Source organism: Serratia grimesii (genome assembly GCF_900186025.1).
Classification (GTDB): domain Bacteria; phylum Pseudomonadota; class Gammaproteobacteria; order Enterobacterales; family Enterobacteriaceae; genus Serratia; species Serratia grimesii.
Genome location: NZ_LT883155.1, coordinates 82,914 through 106,795, shown reverse-complemented (window position 1 = coordinate 106,795; position 23,882 = coordinate 82,914). Strand labels below are relative to the sequence as shown.

Sequence of the window (23,882 nt, the reverse complement as noted above, 5' to 3'; positions counted from 1 at the left end):
TGCTAAGGTGAACAATTGGCGGCAAAATAGCCGCCACAACTCGCTCAGATTGCGCTTCCCGCCCTGACAGTTCCTTATTTTCTCTTTACTTTCAGTACGATAAATATGAAAACAACATTACCACCTGCGGCTCGCTTGGGTCGACAGGCGCTTTTATTCCCTCTTTGTCTGGTGCTGTTCGAATTCGCCACCTATATCGCCAACGATATGATCCAGCCTGGCATGCTGGCGGTGGTGGCGGATTTCAACGCCGGTGAAGAGTGGGTGCCAACCTCAATGACCGCCTATCTGGCTGGCGGTATCTTCCTGCAATGGCTGCTGGGGCCATTGTCGGATCGCCGTGGTCGTCGTCCAGTGATGCTGGCTGGCGTGGCGTTCTTTATCGTCGCCTGTTTGGCCATTCTGCTAGTGACTAACATCGAGCAGTTTATCTTTATGCGTTTCTTGCAGGGAATTGGCTTGTGCTTTATCGGGGCTGTCGGTTACGCCACGATACAGGAGTCATTTGAAGAATCAGTGTGCATAAAAATTACTGCATTGATGGCCAACGTGGCGTTGATTGCCCCGCTGCTCGGGCCGCTGGCCGGTGCAGCGCTGATCCACGTCGCACCGTGGCAAAGCATGTTCGTATTGTTCGCCGCATTAGCCGCTTTTGCTTTTTACGGTTTGTGGAAGGCGATGCCGGAAACGGCCTCGTTGCAGGGTGAAAAACTCTCGGCGGCCAATCTGTGGCGTGATTATCGCCAGGTGCTAACCAACCGTCGTTTTGTCTGTGGGGCGCTGGCTATCGGTTTCGCCAGCCTGCCGCTACTGGCCTGGATTGCCCAATCGCCCGTGATCCTGATCAGCGGCGAGTCGCTGTCGACGCTGGATTACGGTCTTCTGCAAATCCCGGTATTTGGCGCGTTGATCCTCGGCAACCTGACACTGGCACGTATGACCGGTAAGAACAGTGTACAACGTTTGATCAAAATCGGTGCGGCACCCATGATGCTGGGGCTGTTGGTCGCGGCACTGGCCACGCTATTCTCTAGCCACGCTTATCTGTGGATGACCGCAGGTTTGAGCCTGTACGCTTACGGTATTGGGCTGGCTAACGCCGGGTTGTACCGCCTGACGCTGTTTTCCAGCAACGTCAGTAAAGGTACCGTCTCCGCCACCATGGGTATGTTGAGCATGATGGTGTTTACCGTCGGCATCGAACTGGCGAAAGTGGCCTACGTGTGGGGCGGCAGTGGGTTGTTCAATCTGTTCAACCTGGTGAGCGGACTGTGTTGGCTGGCACTGGTAGCGCTGTTCCTCAGCAAACGCCGCAGTGGCGACGCCACCCCGACGCCTAACGCTGCGCTGTAATCCAAGCGGGGCATTCGCCCCGCTTACCCACCAAATAGACCGCCGTCGCGCAGCAGATGCTGGTTTCCCTTGCGGCGGGTGAAACCGCTGCGATCAAAGAATTCCAATACCTGAATCGCCAGTTTGCGGCCAACACCGAGCCGATCGCGGAAATCCGCCGCGTTCGCGCTGCCCTGCGCCGCATCAAGCTCACGGATCAGCGCAGCGAACTGTTCGATACGTTGGCTGAGGTAGTAACGATCTACCACCACTGCCGTGACATGGCCCAACTGGGCCGCTTTACGCAGCGTCGCCCGCACCCGCGTCTCGCCCTCACCCAATTCAGCCGCCAGATCACGCACCCACCAAGCCTCGTCACCGAACAGTGGCTCGATACGTACCCACAGAGCCAGTTCTTCCGCATTGAACGACAAGCCGTGTTCCGGCAGGTGCAGCCAGCCACGCGTGTTGTTTAATAACCCATCGGCCAGCAACCGATCGATCATCATAAACACCAGAGGTTCAGAAAGCTGTGGCAAGGCCATACGCCGCAACCGTGCACGCCCAAGACCGAGTTGATCGGCATGCTGCTGGTGATACTCAGCCAATAGTTGCAACAGCTTTTGTTGGCCCTGCAGCACATTCTCTTGCGCCAGTGCCATATCGCCGGCAATCAGCAATTCATGGTCTGCCAACATCGCTGCCAGCTCGCTGTCGGTGAGTTGTCGCGCCCAGGCAAAAGCAGCCAGATCCAGTGCCCCATTAGGCAAATGCAGTGCCAACGCCTGCTGGTCATCACCTGCCTGCGCCAGTGCAGCCAACCAAGCCAGATACTCAGGCTGGCGCTTACCGCGCCTTGGCGTGGTCAAACTCAGAACCCGTGCGCCGCCCAAGGTGTGGCGAGCACCAATATCCCGCAGAACCAGCCGATCGTTTTCGGCCAACCACAGTGGGCGATCAAGAATGAGCTCAGCCAGTTCTTCATTCAACAGCGAAATCCGCCCGGTGATATGGCTGGCAGCATGATGCAGATGCAGTGGCTGCCAGTGCTTTATCGGCTGGTCAGCATCCAGCCGGACCAGAATGCGCTCGGCGGCAACCCGTGGCTTTTTCGCTAGCAGCCAGTCACCCCGAGCTACCTGTTCTTTACTGACGTCACCGCTGATATTCAGCGCAATACGCTGCCCGGCTTGTGCCTGCTCAACCTGTTGGTTTTGGGCGTGCAGACCGCGTACCCGTACTGGAGCATCTACGCCAGTCAGCCACAGCTGGTCACCCACAGCTACCTTTCCACCCAGCGCAGTACCCGTCACCACCAGACCGGCGCCTTTCACACTGAACGCACGATCCACCGCCAGGCGGAAACGGCGCATCAACGCATGTTCGTCAGGCTGTAATGCCAACAAATGCTCACGCAACGCGTCGATGCCCTGAGCCTGTTGCGCAGCGGTAACGAACACGGGCGTTTGATACCAACCCTGCTGCGCCAGTTCGTCGCCAATCTGCAACCGCACCTCGTCAACACGCACGTCATCTACCCGGTCGGCTTTGGTCAGTACCACCGTCAATGCCGGGCGGCCACTCAAACGCAGGATAGCCAGATGCTCCCGGGTCTGTGCCATGATGCCGTCGTCGCAGGCCACTACCAGCAACGCATGGTCAATGCCGCCAACGCCTGCCAGCATATTGGCGAGGAATTTTTCATGGCCAGGCACATCAATAAAACCTAATACCCGGCCATCAGGCTGCGGCCAGTAGGCATAGCCCAGATCGATGGTCATGCCACGGCGTTTTTCTTCCGGCAGGCGATCCGCATTGATCCCGGAGATCGCCTGGAGCAGGGTCGTTTTGCCATGATCGACATGACCTGCGGTGGCAATAATCATGCGTTCAATGCCTCAATCAGCGTATCTTCCTGTTCCAGACAGCGCAGATCGAGCCATAGCCTGCCGTCATTAATCCGACCAATCACCGGTTGCGGTAAACGACGCCAACGCTCAGCCAATGCCTCCAGGGTCGCGCCACGACCGTCGAGCGGCTCAAAGGTCAACGCATAGCTCGGTAGCCGATCCACCGGCAACGAACCGCTGCCAATCTGCGACCAACAGGGTTCGGCTCGCAGGCAGAAATGCTCACTGAACTGCGGTTTGAGAACCTGTAACAGACGTACTGCCGCGTCTTCCATTGCCTGTTGTGGGCGAGTTAATAAACGCAGCGTCGGCAGATGATCCGCCAGCAGTTCGGGTTGCTGATAGAGGCGCAAGGTGGCCTCCAGCGCAGCCAACGTCAGCTTGCCAACGCGCAGTGCGCGCTTCAGTGGGTGCTGTTGCAACCGGGCAATCAGCGCCTTTTTACCGACGATGATGCCGGCCTGCGGGCCGCCCAGCAATTTGTCACCAGAGAATGTCACCAGATCCACCCCGGCCGCCAGCAGCCGCTGTGGCATAGGCTCGGCCGGCAGGCCGTACTGCGCCATATCAATCAGAGAGCCACTGCCCAGATCGGTCGCCGTTGGCAGGCCATGTTCTGCGCCAAGCTGCGCCAGTTCAGCTTCATCAACTGCAGCGGTAAATCCTTGAATACTGTAGTTGCTGGTATGCACCTTCATCAGCAGGCCAGTTTGCTCGTTAATCGCATTGCGGTAGTCTTTCAGATGAGTACGGTTGGTGGTGCCCACCTCGACCAATTGGCAGCCCGCCTGGCGCATCACGTCGGGTATACGGAAAGCCCCGCCAATCTCTACCAGTTCACCACGCGACACGACCACCTGCTTACCCGGTGCGACCGCCGCTAACATCAGCAACACCGCCGCCGCATTGTTATTGACGATGCAGGCATCTTCCGCACCAGTCAGTTGGCACAGCAAATCTGCGACAGCACGGTCACGATGCCCCCGGCCGGCGCCATCGAGATCGTATTCCAACGTCACCGCCGATCCCATTGAACGCGTCACCGCCTCAATAGCCGGTTGCGCCAGTAAGGCACGACCAAGGTTAGTGTGCAGCACGGTGCCGCTCAGATTGAAAACTGGCGCCAATGCCGAACGCTGCTGCTGCATCAACGCAGTGCAGAGTGCCTGCGGCCAGTCACCACACCAGTCAGGTAACCTCTGATGTTGTTTTATCGTCTCACGCGCTTGCCATTGCAGTTGGCGCAGCAACTCGCTTATCAGCGTTTGACCATGCTGCGCCACTAACGGCTCGATCGCAGGGTCACGCAGTAGACGGTCAATAGCGGGTAATTGGCTGTAAAGATGCTGGGATTCAGTGCTCATGGTCGCTCGGTTTAAGTGTTATGGTCTCGGCATAAAGCAGAACCCCGCCGCAGCGGGGTGAGAGAAGATCAGGGGGGCATCGTGCGGGCAAAACTTTCGCGGGCAAACAAGCGTTCGGCCAGTTTGATCAACGCTGGGCGCTCGACGCACCAATTGGGCATGATACGACGGAAATTGAGATAACCCAGCGCGCAACCGGTCGCAATATCCGCCAGTGTCAGCGTTTCGGTGTTCAACAGCTTTTTTTCCTGCGCCAGTTTTTCCAGCACGTCCAGCCCGTGCGTCAGCTTGGCACGCTGGCGCAGGATCCAATTTTCATCCTGTTTATCCGACGCCCGCATGCTCTCGCGGTACAGCGTGGCAGCGGCCTCGGTCACGCCATCCGCCAAGGCTTCCACCTGACGTATGTGCAGCGCCGACAGGCGATCGGCAGGTAAAAATGACGGAGCAGAGGGCAAGGTTTCAAGGTATTCGGCGATCACGCGCGAGTCGTAAAATACCGCACCGTCGTCGGCCACCAACACCGGCACCTTGGAGAGCGGATTTAGCTCTACCACCCGGCTGCCCGGCTCATAGGGCGGATCGTTAACAAATTCGAACGCGATCCCCTTTTCCAGCAGCATCACGGAAATCTTGCGGACAAAAGGGCTGGTGTAACTGCCAATAAGCTTCATCAGTCTTCCCCTCGGCTTGCAAACCACAGCGTTGTTATTTCACCGCCAGCGAGTCGATAATCCGCTGAACCAGCGCTTGATGCGCCTCCGGCGTTTTAGCCGGTGACAACATTTGCAACGTCACCACCCGCTTATTGAACACCGTTAGCACGATGGTGGACACCACCTTCTGCCCGTTGACGCTCTGTTCGGTATCCACCCGATGGAATTTCTGTTTGCCAACGGTGAACGTCTCTTCTTTGGTGGTCTGGATATTTTGATAGCGATCCCCGAGCTCGGTGATAATGCTCTGGGTGAGCTCTTTCAGCATTTTATCGCTGGTATTGAGCTTCATATCATCAGGCGGGATCACTTCGGAAGATACCGTACTCTGGCGCGATTTACCGTCGAGGAAGCGTTGAATAGTCGACTTGTTGTCGTTAATGATGCCGCTGTTCTTGGTCTGATCGCTAAAACCCGGCGGCAGTTCAAAGGTAATATTGCCCTTCTGCAGCAAGACTTTCAGCCCGGGAACCGGTGCAGGAGGGGTTTCCACTACCGGTGGTGGCGGTGCCGGTTGCGTGACGGTCGGTTTGGTATCCGGCTTTGGTACTGCCGGTTTGGTATCGTCCTTGTTGTCACAGGCCGTCAGCCCGATAGCGACAACAGCAACCGCAGTGAATTTCGCAATGGTCTTCAACATCGTCCGTCCCTTTCCTTTCGCTTCGCGCGTCATTGCGTAAACGTAGCAAGTCACCCCGGCGAATGCCAGAAGCCCAGTCTGAAATTAATCATCCGATAAATGATAAGGGCCGAATATATTCAGCCCATAAAGCCAGATATTACGAACCTGGGAACAGGAATGGGTTGATGCTGCTGCGGGCAAAACCTTCGTCTTCCATTTTGGCATCAAGCACCAGCGTGGCCAAATCATCCGCTACCGCCTCAACCTGCGGGTCTTTTTCCTGATACAAAATTTTCAGGTAGGTACCGCAGTCGCCGCAGCTCTCCGCCTTCACTGCAGCCAGTTCGCTGTCCAACGACCAGTAGTTGAGATCGCGGGTCTGTTCGCAGTTACTGCATTTTATCCGCACCACATGCCACTCGCTTTCACACAAGTTACAGTGCAAATAGCGTAGACCGCTGACGGTGCCAATATGCACGACACTGGCTACCGGGATGCTGCCGCACACTGGACAGAATTGGCGATGCTCACCATATTCAGCCCGTGCTTTACCCGGGATTTGGCTGGCCATCTGCGCCCAATAAAGGGATAACGCGGCCCAGATAAACGGCGCCTTCTCACTGCCAATCTTGCCGAAATCCTGATTAAGCAACGCCTGAGCCATCAGTTCCAACTCATGTGCCGATGCCTTTTCCAGATTATCCAGCACGGCCAGAATATGCTCTGGTGCTTCAGGACGCAGTTCTGCGATCAGCGAGCTCAACAGCTTGTGCCAATGCTCACTACGTGGGTAAACGCTCAGGTCCAATGGTGGCTTGCCACTAGCAGCCCCTTGCTGCAACGCGTCGGTAAGATCAAGCTGTAGCGGGTTGTCGTGTAAGGCGTGATGCTGTGCTTCGGCCAGTTGTGCAGCGAAGTTCAGATAGTCGCCCAGCGGGTTGTCGGTCGCCAACTTGCGAAGACGCTCGGCACGGCGGCTATATAGGCTTTTCAGATTCGCGAAAAGTAACGGCGGGATGGTTTCCGCCGTTGTGGACTTCTCGCGCTGTGCCCCTAGTTGCTCTTTAGGAACAATGCGGATACTCATCAGGGTTTGTCTTCCTGTTGTTTCTCGCGGACCTCTCGGTACCAGCGCGGGTGATGTTTTTTAGCCCAAGCCGCCGGCACCCAGCCTTCCACCATGGCAGTAATGGTGCCTTTTACCCAAAGCGCGGCGTAAATGTGCACCATAATCACGATGATAAGACCAACAGCCGCCAGTGAATGCACCAACAGCGCGATACGGATCAGCGGTATCGGGAATGACGGCGCAAAGTACGGCCGCCAGATCACCACACCGCTGGCCAGCAGCAGCACCAGACTAATGATTGCCGCCCAGAATACGCACTTCTGACCGAAATTATAACGTCCGGTGTCACCCACTTCCTCGTTCATGACGATTTTTTGGATGTTTTTGGCCCAGACGATGTCTTCGCGGTTGATCAGATTATGCTTCCAGTAACGCAAGAACATCAGCAGGAAGGCCGCAAACATAATCACCCCGACAAAGGGGTGCAGAATACGCGCCAACTGCGGTGTGCCGAGAATGTTCATCAACCAATTGAAGGAGGGGAAGAAGAACCCCAGCCCGCTGATGGCGGCGAACACAAAGCAGAACGCCACTATCCAATGGTTGATTCGCTCCGGCGCGCTATAACGCTGAATACGCTTTTCCTTCTTCATTTGCGCGTCTCCTCATCGTGCGGCTCATCGTCTTCGTCCTCGTCGACGCGGTTAGGACCGACACCGACATAGTGGAATACGCTGGCTGCAAAGGTAGCGGCAAAGCCGATGGCCGCCAGGGGCTTCCACACGCCTTTCCAGAACGTGATCGCCGGGCTGATCGTCGGGTTATCCGGCAAACCGTGATAAAGCTGCGGTTTGTCGGCATGGTGCAGCACATACATCACATGGGTGCCGCCCACGCCCGCCGGATCGTACAGACCGGCGTTCTGATAACCACGAGAGTTCAGCTCGCTGACGCGTTCGGCGGCTACCTCCTTCATGGCGTCCTTGGTACCGAAATGGATGGCACCGGTTGGACAGGTCTTCACACAGGCTGGTTCCTGGCCGACATCAACGCGATCGACGCACAGGGTACATTTGTATACCCGGTTGTCGTCCTTGTTCATGCGCGGCACATCGAACGGGCAACCAGCGATGCAGTAACCACAGCCGATACAGTGCTCGGACTGGAAGTCGACAATGCCGTTGGCGTACTGGATGATCGCCCCTTCCGACGGGCATGCCTTCAGGCAGCCCGGATCGGCACAGTGCATGCAGCCGTCTTTGCGGATCAGCCACTCCAGCTTGCCGTTTTCCTCCACTTCGGAGAAGCGCATCACCGTCCACGACTTGGCGGTCAGATCGGCGGGGTTATCGTACACCCCGACGTTGTGACCGATTTCATCGCGGATGTCGTTCCATTCAGAACACGCCACCTGACAGGCCTTACAGCCGATACAGGTGGTGACATCGATCAGTTTAGCCACTTCTTCCTGGTGGTCACGGGCGCGGGGCGCCGGCGTGAAGCCATTGGTGGCGGATTTACGAATGATGTCTTGAGATTGCATTGCCATAATTCGTCTCCGTTACACCTTTTCCACGTTAACCAGGAACGCCTTGAACTCTGGCGTCTGCGTATTAGCATCACCGACAAACGGCGTCAGCGTGTTAGCGATAAAGCCTTTCTTCGCTACCCCTTCGTAACCCCAGTGGATCGGGATACCGATGGTGTCCACATCCTGACCGTGCACCTGCAAGGTACGAATACGTTTGGTTACGACAGCCTTGGCCTTGATAAAGCCGCGGTTGGAGCTGACCTTCACCGTATCGCCATGCTGAATGCCTTTTTTCGCCGCCAGCGACTCGCCAATTTCCACAAACTGCTCCGGCTGCGCGATAGCGTTTAGCACCGCATGCTTGGTCCAGTAGTGGAAGTGCTCGGTCAACCGGTACGTGGTACCAACGTACGGGAACTTGTCGGAGGTCCCCATCGCCGCCAGATCGTCCTTGAACACCCTTGCCGCCGGGTTGGAAACCACGTTAGGGTGCAGCGGGTTAGTCCCGAGCGGCGTTTCAAACGGCTCATAGTGTTCCGGGAACGGACCTTCGGCCATTTTATCGACGGCAAACAAGCGGCCCATGCCTTCCGGCTGCATGATGAATGGCCCGACGTCACTGCCTGGTGCAGCGGCACTGTAGTCTGGGATATCTACCCCGCCCCACTTGGCGCCGTCCCACTCCAGCAACTGACGTTTTGGATCCCAAGGTTTACCTTGCGGATCAGCCGAAGCACGGTTGTACAGAATGCGGCGATTGAGCGGCCAAGCCCAGGCCCAGCCCAGCGTATTGCCGAGGCCGGATGGATCGGCATTGTCGCGGCGTGCCATCTGGTTACCGGCTTGCGTCCAGCTACCGGCGAAGATCCAACAGCCGCTGGCAGTAGTACCGTCGTCACGCAAATGCGCAAAGGTACTGAGTTGTTCACCCTTTTTCGCCAACACTTTACCGTCAGCGTCGAGGATATCTGCCAATGCCTTGCCGTTGCTTTCCATCGCTACTTCTTCCGAAGCAGGATCTTCCGGTGTCAGGTAATCCCAGGTCATGTTCAGTACCTGCTCCGGTACTGCACCACCTTCACGCGCATACATCTCACGCAGACGGATAAAGATACCCGCAAGGATTTCCCCGTCGTGCTTCGCCTCGCCTGGGGCATCAGCACCTTTCCAGTGCCATTGCAGCCAGCGCCCGGAGTTCACGATCGAACCGTTTTCTTCGGCGAAGCAGCTAGACGGCAGACGGAATACCTCGGTTTGAATCTTCGACGGATCGACGTCGTTGAATTCACCGTGGTTCTGCCAGAAGTTGGACGTTTCGGTATTGAGTGGATCGATGGTCACCAGGAACTTCAGTTTTGACAGCGAGGCCACCACCTTGTTCTTGTTCGGGAACGACGCCACAGGGTTGAAGCCCTGACAGAAGTAACCGTTGACCTTGCCTTGCGACATCAGCTCGAAGTACTGCAATACATCGTAGCCTTTGTCCCACTTCGGCAACCAGTCAAAGCCCCAGCTGTTGTCCTTCTGCGCCTTATCACCGTAGAAGCTCTTCATCATACTGACGAAGAATTTCGGGTAGTTACTCCAGTAGTTCACCTGGCCCGGCAACACCGCTTTCGGCGTGTTCGCTTTCAGGTAAGTATCGAGATCAGTCTGTTTTTCCGAAGGCAATGTCATATAGCCTGGCAGGCTCTGCGACAGCAGACCCAGATCGGTCAGCCCCTGGATATTGGAGTGGCCACGTAGCGCGTTAACGCCACCGCCTGCCATACCCATGTTGCCGAGCAACAGCTGGATCATTGCCATAGTGCGAATGTTCTGCGCGCCGACCGAGTGCTGAGTCCAGCCCAAAGCGTACAGGAACGACGCGGTTTTATCCGCCACGCAGGTTTCAGCAATGTATTCGCACACCTTGATGAAATCTTCGGTAGGCGTACCGCAGATATTGTTCACCACCTCCGGCGTATAACGGCTGACGTGCTGTTTCAGCATGTTCCACACGCAACGCGGATCCTGCAGCGTCAGATCACGCTTGGCAAAGCCGTTTTCATCAAGCTGGTAGTTCCAGGTGGTTTTGTCGTACTTGCGGTTTTCTGCATCGTAACCGCTGAACAAACCGTCTTCGAAGGTAAAGTCTTCTCGCACCAGCAAACTGGCGTTGGTGTAGGCATGAACGTATTCGCGGTTAATTTTGTCGTTGGTCATCAGGTACAGCAAGACGCCCGACAGGAAGGCAATGTCGGTCCCTGAACGGATCGGCGTGTAAAAATCCGCCACCGATGCGGTACGGGTAAAGCGCGGATCGATCACGATCAGCTTGGCTTTATTATGAATTTTGGCTTCCATCGCCCAGCGGAATCCCACCGGATGCGCTTCCGCCGCATTACCGCCCATGACGACAATCAGATTCGCGTTCTTGATATCAACCCAGTGGTTGGTCATCGCACCGCGACCAAATGTTGGAGCAAGACTTGCTACCGTTGGTCCGTGTCAGACACGTGCTTGGTTGTCTACGGCAAGCATGCCGAGAGCGCGACTAAATTTTTGGGTCAAATACCCGGTTTCGTTACTGGAAGCGGAGGCACACAACATGCCAGTGCTGAGCCAGCGGTTGACGGTCACGCCCTGTTCGTTGGTTTTAACGAAATTGGCGTCACGGTCTTCTTTCATCAGCTTGGCGATGCGCGTGAAGGCGTCGTCCCAAGTGAGGCGTTGCCATTTGTCGGAGCCTGGCGCACGGTATTCTGGATACTGGAGACGGCTTGCACTGTGGATAAAGTCGACCAGACCCGCGCCTTTCGGGCAAAGCGCGCCGCGGTTGACCGGGTGATCCGGGTCGCCTTCAATGTGGAAAATGCTTTCTTTGGCGTTTTTGGCGCCATCACCAAGGCTGTACATCAACAGCCCACAGCCGACGGAACAATACGTACAGGTATTACGGGTTTCACGGGCACGCAGCAATTTGTACTGCCGGGTTTCCGCTAACGCCACTTCTGGGGCAAAACCCAGTGCAGCCACCGTCGTTCCTGCCATACCGCCAGCGCAGATCTTAAAGAACTGCCTTCTGCTGACCTGCATGGGGGTCTCCTTTCACTCGCGATTGTCACATTGTTTCAAATGGCGCTTTCCCCCTTGAAGCGGGAAGCGCTAAAATTACTGTTGTTTTTACCCCATGAATTTTAAGTTACGACATGAAATCCGTAGGGTATATGTTGGTTCGGCCAGCGGCCGCCATGACGCAAAGATATTACCACAACGTACATGGGGTTGTTACAAACAGGTGCCAGTTAAGTGAACACTATAGACCCAGAGCAACACATCAATGAGACTCAACTCACAGGGGTGACCCAGTCCCAGGTGTATCAACGTGGGCAACTCACCACCGCACAGCAGGACTGGCTGGCGGAAGAGGTCCCGGTCGCGCTGGTCTATAACGGCATTTCTCACGTGGTGATGATGTGCACACCCAAAGATCTGGAGGCATTCGCCCTGGGTTTTTCCCTGTCCGAAGGCATCATTGAGTCACCGCGCGATATCTACAGTATAGAGATTAACCAAACCTGTAACGGTTTGGAGGTGCAAATAGAGCTGTCCAGCCGTCGCTTTGCCGGGTTGAAAGAGCGTCGCCGGGCTATGGCAGGCCGCACTGGCTGTGGCGTGTGTGGCATCGAACAGTTAGCGGATATTTTTCGCCCACTGCCTGCGCTGCCGTTTACCCAAAGCTTTTCCCTCACCCATCTTGATTCTGCATTGAAACAACTGCGAGAAGTGCAGTCAGTTGGGCAACTGACTGGTTGCACCCATGCCGCCGCCTGGTTGTCGCCACAAGGGGAATTACTCGGCGGATGTGAAGACGTGGGCCGTCATGTCGCTCTGGACAAGCTGCTCGGTGTACGTGCCAAAGAGGGCTGGCAACAAGGTGCTGTATTAACCTCCAGCCGCGCCAGCTATGAAATGGTGCAAAAGGCTGCCATGTGTGGCGTGGAGATTTTGTTCGTGGTTTCTGCGGCAACCTCACTGGCGGTGGAGATCGCCGAACGCAGCAACCTGACGCTGGTCGGCTTCAGCAAACCCGGCCGTGCCACGGTGTTTACCCACCCGCAGCGCATTGTGGATTAGCCTAAAACCACACGATAAGTAGGGCATTGATAATCATTTTCAATATCATTTAAATAACTATAATGATCCGACTGCTTACGCGGTGCTCACATAATGCGCCGCCCATATACCCTTGGAGATGATGATTATGAGTTATTCACTGCCATCCCTGCCGTACGCCTACGACGCACTAGAACCGCATTTCGACAAGCAGACGATGGAAATCCATCACACCAAACACCACCAGACTTACGTTAACAACGCCAACACCGTGCTGGAAGCTTATCCAGAACTGGCCCAATACAGCGTTGAAGAACTGATCCAGGATCTGGATAAAGTGCCTGCTGACAAACGTACCTTCATGCGTAACAACGCTGGCGGCCACGCTAACCACAGCCTGTTCTGGAAAGGCCTGAAAATCGGCACCACTCTGGGTGGCGATCTGAAAGCTGCTATCGAACGTGATTTCGGCAGCGTTGAGAAATTCCAGGAAGAGTTCGAGAAAGCCGCAGCGACCCGCTTCGGTTCAGGTTGGGCTTGGCTGGTGCTGAAAGGCGATAAACTGGCTGTAGTGTCTACTGCTAACCAAGATAGCCCGCTGATGGGCGAAGCCGTTGCCGGCGCTTCAGGCTTCCCAATCGTGGGCCTGGACGTGTGGGAACACGCTTACTACCTGAAATATCAAAACAAACGTCCAGACTACATCAAAGCATTCTGGAACGTGGTTAACTGGGATGAAGCCGCTGCACGCTTCGCTGCGAAGAAGTAATTCGCCCCCAGCAATAAAGATACCCGCTTAGTGCGGGTATTTTTTTGACCAAAATTCGCTAAAGTTTGACCGCTCTTTGCCGATGGTTTGTTCAATTGACGTTCGCCCGGAAAGGAAAAACATTATGGCGGCATTGCAAACATTGGCAGGAAAGTTCGTTCATCTCACCGTCGGCAAAAAGCTCGGACTCGGATTTGGTCTCATGCTGTTGCTGACCGCGATCATCGCCGGTACCGGCGCCCAGTACCTCAGTATCATTGAATCGCGGGCCTATCGCATTGATTTCAGCAATCGCCTGAACGACGAAATTAATCAGGCCAAATATAACCGTGCGCTATTTGGGCAAACTTACAAACCGGAATACCTGAACAATAACCGCACCAGCATCGAAAACGCGGTAAAGCTGATCAACCAGGGTCAGAACCTGAATTGGGATCCTCAGAGCAAAAAAGACCTTCAACGCTTGGTCGTGCTGATCAGCCAATACCAGCAGCAGCAAAATGCTTTCGAAAAGGCGGTGGCGGCGAAAGATGCCGTGCGTCAAAGCTGGAACATGTCGGAGGTGCAGGACAACCTGAACCAAGTGGAACGCCAACTCACCAATGGTGACCTGCAACTGGCCTTTATTCAGTTGAACCAGAAACTGACGCTGGTGCGCTACGGTGCACGCGGCTTGTTACTTAGCCTGAGCGCTGAATCCGAAGCACCGCTGGTCGCGGCAATTGACGACGCACGTAGCGCGGCTAATGCACTGAGCCGACGGCTCAGCGACGCCCAACGTCCTCTGCTGCAACCCTTGCTGACCGCCCTCGACGACTATAAAAACCGTATTGAAGCCTACCTACCGGCCTATCAACAGGAACAGTTAATCAGCCAACGCCTGGGCAACAGTGCGCAGGAAGTCGGTACACTGGTCAACGCCTTTTTACAGGATGAATTGACGCAAACCCATAACGACATCAATTCTGCACAAGTGCAAATGGGCGTTACCACACTGATTGCCATCATCGTCGGTTTGCTGGTTGCCTGGCGTATCACCTTGCAAATCACCCGGCCGCTGCAAAGTACGCTCGCATTGGCGGAACGTATCGCCAGTGGCGATCTGCGACAGGCACAGACCAGCACCCGTCGTGATGAACTGGGCCAATTGCTGAACGCAGTCGCAGCCATGAGCCAAAACCTGCGCGATATGATTGAGAAAATTCAGATGGGGGTCAGCCAGGTGTCCACTGCCGCCGCAGAGATCGCCGCGGGTAACACCGATTTGTCCTCACGTACTGAACAACAAGCCGCCGCAGTGGAAGAAACGGCCGCCAGCATGGAGCAACTGACCGCGACGGTGAAACAAAACGCTGAAAACGCCCACCACGCCAATCAGCTGGCCACCGATGCTTCACAGACGGCCCAGCAAGGTGGCAAGTTAGTAGAAAACGTAGTTAGCACGATGCGCGATATTTCCAGCAGTTCGCAGCGAATCGCTGAAATTACCACCCTAATCAACGGCATTGCTTTCCAGACCAATATCTTGGCACTCAACGCAGCGGTAGAAGCCGCACGCGCCGGTGAGCAAGGTCGTGGCTTCTCGGTTGTGGCCAGCGAAGTCCGTAATCTGGCACAGCGCAGCGCCCAAGCGGCGAAAGAGATCGAAGGGTTGATTGCCGAGTCGGTTAACCGAGTGCAGACCGGCACCACACTGGTGGAGAACACCGGCAACACCATGGAGCAGATTGTCCTGTCGGTTACCCATGTGCGTGACATTATGGCGGAAATCGCCGCCGCCTCCGACGAGCAGACCCGCGGCATAGCCCAAATCGGTCAGGCGATTGTCGAAATGGATCACACCACCCAGCAGAACGCCGCACTGGTGGAAGAATCCGCCGCCGCCGCCGACTCGCTGGAGGAACAGGCAGAAATGCTGTTGCAGAGTGTATCAGTGTTCCGTCTGGCAGAGCAGCCGGCACCTGCTGCCGTGAAAACCGCAACGCCGAAAGCCCCATCCCGCAAACCGGTCCCCCATACCGACACACAAGACAACTGGACGACGTTCTAATTTTCCCCCGCCCGAAACCTCTCGGGCGGGTTATTGTTCCCTCCTGCCAACTCAGGCTATTCTGGTCCTTCGACGCGAGACATGGAGGCGTATATGCATCATCCTGAGGTTTATATCGGCACTATCCAACCCTATGAAGGCGGGCGGCCTAGCGGCATCGCCAAGCGCTTGGTGGACGGTGCAGTCAAGCTGACCCCGCTCGGCCTGGAAGGCGATGAACAAGCGGAGAAAAGTTATCACGGCGGCCCAGACCGCGCGCTGTGTCACTATCCACGTGAACATTATGACCATTGGCGTGAACAGTTTCCGGCGCTGGCCGAACAGTTCAGCGCGCCTGCTTTTGGCGAGAATATTTCTACCCTGGGGCTGACCGAACACAACGTGTTTATGGGTGACATCTTTCGCTGGGGTGAAGCACTGATCCAGGTCACCCAGCCACGCTCCCCTTGTTTCAAGCTCAACTACCATTTTGATATCGATGACATCTCAGTGCTGATGCAGCAAAGCGGTCGATGTGGCTGGCTGTACCGCGTGGTGTCTGCCGGTAAAGTCAGCGGCGATCATCCGCTGGAACGGGTAATGCGCAACAGTGATGTTTCGGTCGCCGAGGCCATTAGCATCGCCTGGCATATGCCGTTTGATGAAGAACAATATCGCCGCCTGCTGGCCGTCGCCGGGCTATCTGCCAGTTGGAGCAAAACCATGCTCACGCGCGTCACCGAAGGCCGTATTGAAGACTTTAATCGCCGTTTGTTGGGCCGCTAAATAAGCTGGCTGGGAATAAAACATGGCGCGGCATGCTGCGCCAAACATTTTCAGCCACCTATACTGTTCAGCGTCGGTCGTTCCGACAACCTCTTTCAGGCAGGAGCAAAGCTATGAACACCTCGTCTCATTCGATCCACCATGCTGCGGCAGAAGGCTACCAGGCCAACGCCGATCGTTACGTTAAGGGCCGACCTGATTATCCACCGGAGATCGCCGTCTGGCTGCGCGATACCATCGGCCTTCATGCGGGTATGACAGTGATCGATCTCGGGGCCGGCACCGGCAAGTTCACCCCGCGCTTACTGGAAACGGGTGCGCAGGTAATCGCCGTTGAACCCGTGGCGCAGATGCTGGAAAAGCTCTCAGCAGCGCTGCCGCAAGTGAAAACATTAGCGGGTACAGCCGAGTCGATCCCCCTGCCGGATGAGTCGGTTGACGCAGTGGTCTGCGCGCAATCTTTCCACTGGTTCGCCACACCACAGGCTTTGGCCGAGATCCAACGAATCCTTAAGCCCGGCGGCAAACTTGGTCTGGTGTGGAACATGCGTGATGCACGCGTCAGTTGGGTACGTAAACTGAACCAAATTGTCGATCGTCACGAAGGTGACGCGCCGCGTTTCTACACCGGTGAATGGCGTAAGCTTTTCCCGTCTAAAGGATTAGAGGCGTTGCAAGAACAGGTATTTATGCTTGCCCATCAAGGCGCGATAGAAGATGTGATTTATAACCGGGTGCGCTCCACCAGCTTTATTGCCGCTTTACCGCAGCAACAACAAGAACAGGTGATCGATCAGATTCGGCAATTGGTGGCTGAAGAAGGGGAATTGCAGGGCAAAGAAACGGTAACTGTGCCCTATCAAACCAAGGCGTATTTCACCACCAAGCGATAAAAGCCAGACACCCACCTAACCAAAATCATTGAAACTGCATCAAGGCTACTCGCAGTGACCCTGAAGGGATAAGGCCCACGGATGGGCCAAAGATACGCTCGCAGCTAGCACGGATGCAGCGTCGAGTATGACGAGTATTGGCTGATCAGAACGCTTTTCTGGCGTAACCGGTAACCACTTTCAGGCCCATTTCACGGCCAAGAGCAGTCATCGGGTGCACCACGATCAGACCGCGCACGTTTTTCTTCAACGTACCCATATCAGCCTGTTCTTTCTTGGTGATCTCACGGCTGAATGGTAATTGGCTCAGCTTCTGCGCTTCTGCGCTCAGCTTCTCAACACGAACGCCTTTCAAGCGTTCGATTTCCGCTGCCAGTTTCTCTTTTTCTTTGGTGTGCTGAGCAATCAGATCAAGATTACCCTGTTGGATCACCAGGGTGTCTTTGTGGTTCAGTGCGTCCAGCAGGTCGCTAAGGCGCTTAATCTCTGCCTTTTCTATCTCTTTCATGGTATCTGGCCTGTTGTGCCTGTACGGCACGCTAATCAATGATGCCCACATTGTAGCAAAATGTGCGCGTGGTTACCCGTCTTGCGCAATGCCCGGCGGCAGGCCGCTCATCTCGCATGCTTTAGCCCCAACACGCGCCAATGCCTGGCTGTAACGCGCATTAAATGGGTAGCAGCAGGAGAGCCGCAGCGCATTGCGATAGCGGCCACTCGGGGAATACAACGTGCCCGGCGTCAGGCAGATCTGCTCCTCCAGCAGTTGATGGAACAGTGCCACACTGTCTACCCCAACCGGGAACTCCACCCAGAACACAAAGCCACCCGCCGGCTGTGTCGCGCGCGTGCCGCGTGGAAAATGACGCGCAATTAGCGCTCGCGCCTCATCCACCTGGGCTGCATAGCGTTTACGCAGATTGCGCAGGTGATGATCGTAGCCCCCTGTTTCCAGGAACATCGCCAAGGTTTCCGACAGCAGCTGCGACTCAGACATGGATGAAACGGCCTTCAGCTTGCGCAATGCGTCGTTGAAACGACCGCCGCTAATCCAGCCAATACGGAAATCCGGTGCCAGCGTCTTGGTAAAACTGGAGCAGAACAGTACCCAACCGTCACGATCAAAAGACTTCACTGCTGGGGACAATGCGCCGCCAAATTGAATCTCTGCATACAACCCATCTTCAATCAATGGCACTTGATGATCGTTCATCAGCCGTGCCAGGCGTTTTTTTGCCGCCAACGGCATGGTACAGCCTAACGGGTTTTGCACCGTCGGCATGGCGATTACCGCGTTCAGTCGTTTCTCATTGAGCAACAACTCCAGCGCATCCAGCGACAGACCATGCTGTGGATCGGTAGGGATTTCCAGCGCTTTCAATCCCAGGCTGGCCAACAGCGGCAGCAGATAAAAATACGTCGGTGATTCCAGGCCAATACAATCCCCTGGCTTAGTGGTCACGCGCAATGCCAGTTGCAGTGCCTCCATACAGCCGTGAGTCAGCGTGATATCGCTGGGTTCAAGCATCATGCCCAGCATCATCGAACGACGGGTAATTTGCTGACGCAGCCGCAGGCTACCCGGGGGCAGTGCGTACTGGCCGATCAGGTTCGGCTGACGACGCAGTTGCGACGACAGCATCCGTCCCAACTTACCACCCGGATAAAAATCAGACGTTTGTGGGCAGGCCAGCGAAAGGTTGGTGAACGCGGGATTCTGTTGGGCAGAAAACACGGTGTCGATCAGCGCCAATACATCATCTGTCGGTGGCTCTACTCGGTTACTGGTCGGCGAGGCCGCTTTCAGTGCCGGCAATGTATTGCGAACATAAAAGCCAGACTGTGGCCGCGCTTCAATTAACCCGCGATCTTCCAGCGTGCGGTAAGCCGCGACCACGGTATTGATACTGACGCTATGGGTTTGCGCACAGCGCCGCACCGACGGTAAACGGCTGCCAGGCAGTAACGTGCCACGACGTATGGCTTCAGCTAAGGTATCCGCCAGTTGCTGATAACGCGTTTCCGGCATTTCATCGAGCAGGGTCACAGTTTGTCTCCAGGTAATGGGTACAGTTTACAGTTGATACAACTGTATCCATGACAATAGCTGGTTTCTGGTTCTGTCACCATCTGCCTGTAGGTTTTATGCTGGTTTCCTTGCTCCCCAGCCTTTTAAGGAACCCGTTATGCTGGACTCCGCTTTTATCAGTTATGTTACCGTCATGTCGATCACCCCAGGCCCCAACAACCTGTTGCTGGCATCTTCCGGGGTCAACTTTGGCCTGCGTCGTACCCTGCCGATGGTATTCGGCATTAGCGTTGGCTGTGCAGTGCAGCTGGCCCTGACGACAACCTTACTGGCGTTGATTCTGAGTTGGGCCAGCATGATTCGTTTTCCGCTGGCGGTCATCGGCTGTACTTATCTACTCTGGCTGTCATGGAAATTATTCAAAGCCGCGTCACCAGACGGCAAACAACAGGCGCAACCAATGCGCTTAATCAACGGCGCCCTGTTCCAGGCGGTAAATCCCAAGGCCTGGCTGATGGCGATTAACGTCGCTATCCTGTTCACCCCACGCGAAGGTGCCAGCCTTGCCCACACGCTGATGATCATTGCCGGTTTCACCGCATTGAACATTCCTTGCGTACTGGTGTGGGCGATATTGGGCGATCGTCTGCGTGATGCGCTGCGCGTGACCTGGAAACTGCGGTTGTTCAATGGCGTAATGGCGGGCTTGATGGCAGCCACCGCACTGTGGCTGTTATTCGATGAGTGGCGCGCGGCCTTTGCTTAACTGCGACCGAGTGGGGAAAGCCGTGAGGGTTGTTTGGCACCAATACCGGCAATCAAATCGGTCACCGACAGCACCATAGTTGAGCGCAACACCTGCTGGTATCGCTGACGCTGCATGGCGATCAGCGACTCTTCCGCTTCGCCGGGTTGCAGGAATGTCGGTACCGGCGGCAGCGCAGCCACACAGTGCAGTTCACCGAACGGCCCGAGGATCTCGTCATCGACAAAACGGTATTCTGAGCCGTCGTGGTTTAGCTCTTCACGCATCGCCATCAGCAGTTCGGCGTCTTCATATTCATGGCGTGAGATCACTCCCAGTCCATACATCAGCTTCAGACGTACCGACAGTTCACCCAGCGGCCCTGCACCGGACAATAGCGGTTCGACGGCATACTTCACCGCATAGTCGTCCTTACGGAACACCTGCACCACCAGCACGTTAAGCGCTTCCGCCAACAGCTCTACTGCTGCGATCAGAAAACTGCGTACTGTCTTGCCAGCGTTCAGCCTTTCCAGAACCTTATTTTCAAATGCCTGTGCTTCTTCCATCGTCGCTTTTCGAAAGGCGTAGGGGGAGTATTTCAGTGCTGTATCGGTCACTAACTTATTACCAATAGGCGTGATTGTCGCAGCCAGTTTATGGGCGGACAGCGCACAGAACCCGGAGCGTACACGTAGTATGCGAGGAGTTCGAGCACTGCCCAACCACCAAACGGCAAGTAAAATAGCCTATTGATGCTGCATGGCGTTATACACAGCAACGGCTTGTTCTACAACCTCACTTTCCGCCGGCAGACCGGAAATTTGCGCCAGCGCTGCTTTTGGCCCCAATTTGGCCAACAGTTCTACCAGCTCTTTGGCCTGCGGATCCTGCTCACTGCGGTAACTCATGGCGGCAGCGATACCCTGGATCAGATTAGCGTGCGGCAGACCGTACTCCAGCGTGCCAAGCAACGGCTTAATCAGCCGATCACCGGCGCTCAATTTACGGAGCGGCTGACGGCCCACACGTTCAACGTCGTCGTGCAGGTACGGGTTCTCAAAACGGCTGAGGATTTTGTCGATGTAAGCGGCATGCTTAGCGGCGTCAAAACCGTAGCGCTTGATCAACACTGCACCGCTCTCCTCCATCGCGCCTTTCACCACGCGGCGGATCGCCGGGTCCAGAATGGCATCGCGGATGGTCAGCAGGCCAGCCTGTTGCCCAAGATAAGCGGTAATCGCATGGCCAGTATTGAGCGTGAACAATTTGCGCTCAACAAATGCCATCAGGTTATCTGTCAGTTCCATGCCGGCAATCGCCGGTGGCTGTCCCTTAAACTGGGTTTGATCAACAATCCACTCGCTGAAGGTCTCAACAGTGACTTCCAGCGGATCGCTGCTGCCCGCTTCCGCTGGCGGTACAATGCGGTCAACCGCCGAATCAACGAAGCCAACATGCTGTTCAACCCACGCCTGATCGTCCTGCGGCAGAACATCGAACACATGCTGTTTTAACTGGCTGGTGCCCCGCACCATGTTCTCGCAGGCGATGATGTTCAGCGGTTGGCTGTTGCCCTGCTGATGACGTTTGGTCAGCCCTTTAGCGATAGTCCCGGCAATTTTAGCCAGAATTTGCGGCCCCACGGCGGTAGTCACAATATCTGCTTCGGCGATCAGCGCAACCGCCTCGTCACTGCCGCTGTTCACTGCACTGACATTGTTGACCTGTTCGACCCGGGCCTGTTCGCCGACCACGTGGACCTGATAGCTTTTGCGGCTGTTCAGCAGGTCCAGCACCGTCTGGTTAACGTCGGCAAAGGTCAGTTCGGCGTGCGCATCCGCCAACAGCTTGCCGATAAAACCACGCCCTATATTTCCCGCACCGAAATGTAATGCTTTCATAGTCCTACCTTTCTAATGTCGAAGGGTGCAGCAAGCTGCACCCCTTAAAATGATTCTGTTATCAGGCTTTCTTGCCGCCCAGTAGATCCAGCACTTCCTGCACGCTGGTGGTATTTGCCAGCCGTTCGATGACGCCGTCGTCATCCAGTGCATTGGTCAGGCTGGTAATCACCTGGATGTGTTCGTTATTGCGTGCGGCGATGCCGATAACCAACCGCGCAACCTCATCCTCTTCATCACCGAAACGCACGCCCTGCGGGTATTGGCAGAACACCACGCCGGTGCGCAGTACCCGGTCTTTGGCTTCGATGGTGCCGTGCGGTACGGCGATCGACTCGCCCAGGTAAGTAGAGGTGAGTTTTTCGCGTTCCAGCATCGCAGGGACGTATTCCGGCTCAACATAGCCGCCTTTGACCAACTGCTCACCGGCAAAGCGGATTGCCTGCTCTTTGTCGCTGGCGTGCAGGTTAAGGAACACGTTGCTTTCGCTAAGGCGGAACAGGTTTTGCTCGCTCGCTTCAAAGCTATCGTCCAGCGTGCTGATCACTTTCTGTTGGTTATCGGTGGTTTTGTTGGCCGCCACCAGACGCTCGGTCAGATCGCTGTACAGCTTGCTGTCGAGGAAGTTGGTCAGCGAGATATGCTGTGCCTGTGGCGCATGACGCATCGCACGCTCAGTCAGATCACGGTGAGTAATCACCAGATCGACATCATCCGGCAGGCTGTTGATGGCACTGTTGGTCACCGAAATGTTTTTCAACCCAGCGTCCGCCACCTTCTTGCGCAGCACCCCAGCACCCATCGCACTGGACCCCATACCTGCATCGCAAGCGACGATGATTTTGCGCACTGTCGTCAGGTCACCATCTACCGCTGCGTGAGCCGCCGCACCGCCTTTGGACTGAGATTTCATTTCCTGCATACGGCGAGTCGCTTCTTCCAGATCATCCTCTTCTTTCACTTTTGAGGTTTTCAGCAGGAAGGCGGAGACCACGAAGGACACCGCGAAGGCTGCGCACACTGCCGCAATGTTGGCGAAGTAAGCACCTTTTGGTGTCATCGCCAGTACCGCCAGGATGGAACCCGGTGAGGCTGGGGACACCAGACCGCCGTTCAGCATGGTGAGGGTGAACACACCGGTCATACCGCCCAGGATCACCGCCAGCAGCAGGCGTGGATTCATCAGCACGTACGGGAAGTAGATTTCGTGGATACCGCCCAGGAAATGGATGATCGCCGCACCACCAGCAGACTGCTTGGCGCTACCACGACCAAAGAACATGTAGGCCATCAGCACGCCCATACCCGGGCCTGGGTTGGCTTCAATCAGGAAGAAGACAGATTTGCCGGCCTCGGTCGCCTGCTGGATGCCCAGTGGCGAGAAGATGCCGTGGTTGATAGCGTTGTTCAGGAACAGGATTTTCGCTGGTTCGACGAAGATAGACGCCAGTGGCAGCAGGTTGTTCACCACCATCACATGCACGCCCGCTGCCAATAGCTTCGACAGCACTTCGACCAGTGGACCTATGCCCAGGAAGGCCAGAATCGCCAGCAGCATGCCGATAATGCCAGCAGAGAAGTTGTTCACCAGCATCTCAAAACCGCTTTTGATCTTACCGTCTACCCAGCGGTCAAAATGCTTTATCGCCCAGCCACCCAACGGACCCGCGATCATCGCGCCGAGGAACATCGGCATGTCAGCCCCGACGATCACGCCCATGGTGGTGATCGCACCGACCACCCCACCGCGATCGCCCCCTACCAACCGGCCACCGGTGAAACCGATAAGCAACGGCAGCAGATAGGTGATCATTGGGCCAACCAGCTTGGCTAAGGTTTCGTTAGGCAGCCAACCTGTAGGAATGAATAACGCAGTGATGATACCCCAGGCGATAAATGCGCCAATGTTGGGCATCACCATGTTGCTTAAGAAGCGGCCAAAGTTTTGAACTTTGACTTTGATGTCTGGTGAAAACATAAAACACACCCCTATTGTTACGCGCTGACAATAGAGCGCGTGATTATTGTTGTTACGATCCAGCCGTGTTGATGCTGTATGCGAAATGGACTCTATCACGCTGTTTT

At 55.7% G+C, this 23,882-nt stretch carries 20 protein-coding genes; 7 read left to right on the top strand and 13 right to left on the bottom strand.

Features of this window, described 5'->3' with window-relative positions:
* The first annotated feature begins 105 nt into the window (after positions 1 to 105).
* On the top strand, positions 106 to 1,353 hold the full coding sequence (locus SGBXF1_RS00470; RefSeq protein WP_061808211.1) for an MFS transporter: 1,248 nt from the start codon (positions 106 to 108) through the stop codon (positions 1,351 to 1,353).
* Between the two features lie 23 nt (positions 1,354 to 1,376).
* On the opposite strand, the gene selB is transcribed toward SGBXF1_RS00470, so the two are convergent.
* The 8 genes from selB to fdnG all read right to left on the bottom strand — a co-directional run bounded on the left by selB (position 1,377) and on the right by fdnG (position 11,622).
* Positions 1,377 to 3,218, bottom strand: a complete 1,842-nt coding sequence (gene selB / locus SGBXF1_RS00465) for a selenocysteine-specific translation elongation factor (RefSeq protein ID WP_186427657.1) — start codon at positions 3,216 to 3,218, stop codon at positions 1,377 to 1,379.
* Positions 3,215 to 4,606 carry an L-seryl-tRNA(Sec) selenium transferase gene (gene selA / locus SGBXF1_RS00460; protein ID WP_186427656.1) on the bottom strand — a complete coding sequence of 464 codons (1,392 nt, stop codon included), beginning with the start codon at positions 4,604 to 4,606 and terminating at the stop codon, positions 3,215 to 3,217. The genes selB and selA overlap by 4 nt, the downstream gene beginning before the upstream one ends.
* A 68-nt stretch (positions 4,607 to 4,674) precedes the next feature.
* Positions 4,675 to 5,280, bottom strand: a complete 606-nt coding sequence (locus SGBXF1_RS00455) for a glutathione S-transferase (RefSeq protein ID WP_186427655.1) — start codon at positions 5,278 to 5,280, stop codon at positions 4,675 to 4,677.
* A gap of 34 nt (positions 5,281 to 5,314) precedes the next feature.
* Positions 5,315 to 5,962, bottom strand: a complete 648-nt coding sequence (locus SGBXF1_RS00450) for a DcrB-related protein (protein ID WP_186427654.1) — start codon at positions 5,960 to 5,962, stop codon at positions 5,315 to 5,317.
* A gap of 139 nt (positions 5,963 to 6,101) precedes the next feature.
* Positions 6,102 to 7,031 (bottom strand): formate dehydrogenase accessory protein FdhE, encoded by a 930-nt coding sequence (fdhE, locus tag SGBXF1_RS00445; protein ID WP_061808215.1) that lies wholly within the window; start codon positions 7,029 to 7,031, stop codon positions 6,102 to 6,104.
* Positions 7,031 to 7,666, bottom strand: coding sequence for a formate dehydrogenase cytochrome b556 subunit (fdoI, locus tag SGBXF1_RS00440; RefSeq protein WP_012004559.1), 636 nt, complete (start codon positions 7,664 to 7,666; stop codon positions 7,031 to 7,033). The genes fdhE and fdoI overlap by 1 nt, the downstream gene beginning before the upstream one ends.
* Positions 7,663 to 8,562 carry a formate dehydrogenase subunit beta gene (gene fdxH, locus SGBXF1_RS00435; RefSeq protein ID WP_037421096.1) on the bottom strand — a complete coding sequence of 300 codons (900 nt, stop codon included), beginning with the start codon at positions 8,560 to 8,562 and terminating at the stop codon, positions 7,663 to 7,665. The genes fdoI and fdxH overlap by 4 nt, the downstream gene beginning before the upstream one ends.
* A gap of 12 nt (positions 8,563 to 8,574) precedes the next feature.
* Complete coding sequence (fdnG, locus tag SGBXF1_RS00430; RefSeq protein WP_130382808.1) at positions 8,575 to 11,622, bottom strand: formate dehydrogenase-N subunit alpha; 3,048 nt, start codon at positions 11,620 to 11,622, stop codon at positions 8,575 to 8,577.
* Between the two features lie 222 nt (positions 11,623 to 11,844).
* Here fdnG and fdhD point away from each other — a divergent pair, with 222 nt between their 5' ends.
* From fdhD to SGBXF1_RS00405, 5 genes are all read left to right on the top strand, one after another.
* Positions 11,845 to 12,663 carry a formate dehydrogenase accessory sulfurtransferase FdhD gene (gene fdhD, locus SGBXF1_RS00425; protein ID WP_420329910.1) on the top strand — a complete coding sequence of 273 codons (819 nt, stop codon included), beginning with the start codon at positions 11,845 to 11,847 and terminating at the stop codon, positions 12,661 to 12,663.
* Positions 12,664 to 12,790: 127 nt separating this feature from the next.
* Entirely contained in the window at positions 12,791 to 13,411 is a 621-nt protein-coding gene (gene sodA, locus SGBXF1_RS00420) for a superoxide dismutase [Mn] (protein ID WP_037421110.1), read from the top strand.
* Between the two features lie 124 nt (positions 13,412 to 13,535).
* Positions 13,536 to 15,461 carry a methyl-accepting chemotaxis protein gene (locus SGBXF1_RS00415; protein WP_186427652.1) on the top strand — a complete coding sequence of 642 codons (1,926 nt, stop codon included), beginning with the start codon at positions 13,536 to 13,538 and terminating at the stop codon, positions 15,459 to 15,461.
* Between the two features lie 93 nt (positions 15,462 to 15,554).
* Positions 15,555 to 16,226, top strand: coding sequence for a 6-hydroxyaminopurine reductase (gene yiiM / locus SGBXF1_RS00410; RefSeq protein WP_186427651.1), 672 nt, complete (start codon positions 15,555 to 15,557; stop codon positions 16,224 to 16,226).
* Positions 16,227 to 16,339: 113 nt separating this feature from the next.
* A complete protein-coding gene (locus tag SGBXF1_RS00405; protein WP_061808220.1) occupies positions 16,340 to 17,119 on the top strand; it encodes a class I SAM-dependent methyltransferase in 780 nt (259 codons plus the stop codon).
* A gap of 145 nt (positions 17,120 to 17,264) precedes the next feature.
* On the opposite strand, the gene SGBXF1_RS00400 is transcribed toward SGBXF1_RS00405, so the two are convergent.
* Both SGBXF1_RS00400 and SGBXF1_RS00395 read right to left on the bottom strand, forming a co-directional pair.
* Complete coding sequence (locus SGBXF1_RS00400; protein ID WP_037421118.1) at positions 17,265 to 17,627, bottom strand: YibL family ribosome-associated protein; 363 nt, start codon at positions 17,625 to 17,627, stop codon at positions 17,265 to 17,267.
* Positions 17,628 to 17,699: 72 nt separating this feature from the next.
* A complete protein-coding gene (locus SGBXF1_RS00395; protein ID WP_186427650.1) occupies positions 17,700 to 19,166 on the bottom strand; it encodes an aminotransferase-like domain-containing protein in 1,467 nt (488 codons plus the stop codon).
* A 139-nt stretch (positions 19,167 to 19,305) separates the two neighbouring features.
* Here SGBXF1_RS00395 and SGBXF1_RS00390 point away from each other — a divergent pair, with 139 nt between their 5' ends.
* The gene (locus SGBXF1_RS00390; protein WP_061808222.1) at positions 19,306 to 19,914 is read left to right on the top strand and encodes a LysE family translocator; all 609 of its coding nucleotides are present in this window, start codon (positions 19,306 to 19,308) and stop codon (positions 19,912 to 19,914) included.
* Here the strand turns inward: SGBXF1_RS00390 and SGBXF1_RS00385 are convergent.
* The 3 genes from SGBXF1_RS00385 to SGBXF1_RS00375 all read right to left on the bottom strand — a co-directional run bounded on the left by SGBXF1_RS00385 (position 19,911) and on the right by SGBXF1_RS00375 (position 23,775).
* Positions 19,911 to 20,462 carry an MltR family transcriptional regulator gene (locus SGBXF1_RS00385; protein ID WP_037421127.1) on the bottom strand — a complete coding sequence of 184 codons (552 nt, stop codon included), beginning with the start codon at positions 20,460 to 20,462 and terminating at the stop codon, positions 19,911 to 19,913. The genes SGBXF1_RS00390 and SGBXF1_RS00385 overlap by 4 nt on opposite strands.
* Before the next feature lie 180 nt (positions 20,463 to 20,642).
* Positions 20,643 to 21,797: a mannitol-1-phosphate 5-dehydrogenase gene (locus SGBXF1_RS00380; RefSeq protein ID WP_037421130.1), complete on the bottom strand. Its 1,155-nt coding sequence runs from the start codon at positions 21,795 to 21,797 to the stop codon at positions 20,643 to 20,645.
* A 61-nt stretch (positions 21,798 to 21,858) separates the two neighbouring features.
* Positions 21,859 to 23,775, bottom strand: coding sequence for a PTS mannitol transporter subunit IICBA (locus SGBXF1_RS00375; RefSeq protein WP_186427648.1), 1,917 nt, complete (start codon positions 23,773 to 23,775; stop codon positions 21,859 to 21,861).
* Positions 23,776 to 23,882: the final 107 nt, after the last annotated feature.

Bases quoted from the DNA above. Each gene is read 5' to 3' on its own strand.
- fdoI (WP_012004559.1), bottom strand. From the start codon at position 7,666: ATGAAGAAGGAAAAGCGTATTCAGCGTTATAGCGCGCCGGAGCGAATC.
- SGBXF1_RS00455 (WP_186427655.1), bottom strand. From the start codon at position 5,280: ATGAAGCTTATTGGCAGTTACACCAGCCCTTTTGTCCGCAAGATTTCC.
- SGBXF1_RS00385 (WP_037421127.1), bottom strand. From the start codon at position 20,462: ATGGAAGAAGCACAGGCATTTGAAAATAAGGTTCTGGAAAGGCTGAAC.
- selB (WP_186427657.1), bottom strand. From the start codon at position 3,218: ATGATTATTGCCACCGCAGGTCATGTCGATCATGGCAAAACGACCCTG.
- selA (WP_186427656.1), bottom strand. From the start codon at position 4,606: ATGAGCACTGAATCCCAGCATCTTTACAGCCAATTACCCGCTATTGAC.
- fdhE (WP_061808215.1), bottom strand. From the start codon at position 7,031: ATGAGTATCCGCATTGTTCCTAAAGAGCAACTAGGGGCACAGCGCGAG.
- SGBXF1_RS00400 (WP_037421118.1), bottom strand. From the start codon at position 17,627: ATGAAAGAGATAGAAAAGGCAGAGATTAAGCGCCTTAGCGACCTGCTG.
- sodA (WP_037421110.1), top strand. From the start codon at position 12,791: ATGAGTTATTCACTGCCATCCCTGCCGTACGCCTACGACGCACTAGAA.
- SGBXF1_RS00375 (WP_186427648.1), bottom strand. From the start codon at position 23,775: ATGTTTTCACCAGACATCAAAGTCAAAGTTCAAAACTTTGGCCGCTTC.
- fdxH (WP_037421096.1), bottom strand. From the start codon at position 8,562: ATGGCAATGCAATCTCAAGACATCATTCGTAAATCCGCCACCAATGGC.
- yiiM (WP_186427651.1), top strand. From the start codon at position 15,555: ATGCATCATCCTGAGGTTTATATCGGCACTATCCAACCCTATGAAGGC.
- SGBXF1_RS00405 (WP_061808220.1), top strand. From the start codon at position 16,340: ATGAACACCTCGTCTCATTCGATCCACCATGCTGCGGCAGAAGGCTAC.
- SGBXF1_RS00470 (WP_061808211.1), top strand. From the start codon at position 106: ATGAAAACAACATTACCACCTGCGGCTCGCTTGGGTCGACAGGCGCTT.
- SGBXF1_RS00415 (WP_186427652.1), top strand. From the start codon at position 13,536: ATGGCGGCATTGCAAACATTGGCAGGAAAGTTCGTTCATCTCACCGTC.
- SGBXF1_RS00390 (WP_061808222.1), top strand. From the start codon at position 19,306: ATGCTGGACTCCGCTTTTATCAGTTATGTTACCGTCATGTCGATCACC.
- SGBXF1_RS00450 (WP_186427654.1), bottom strand. From the start codon at position 5,962: ATGTTGAAGACCATTGCGAAATTCACTGCGGTTGCTGTTGTCGCTATC.
- SGBXF1_RS00380 (WP_037421130.1), bottom strand. From the start codon at position 21,797: ATGAAAGCATTACATTTCGGTGCGGGAAATATAGGGCGTGGTTTTATC.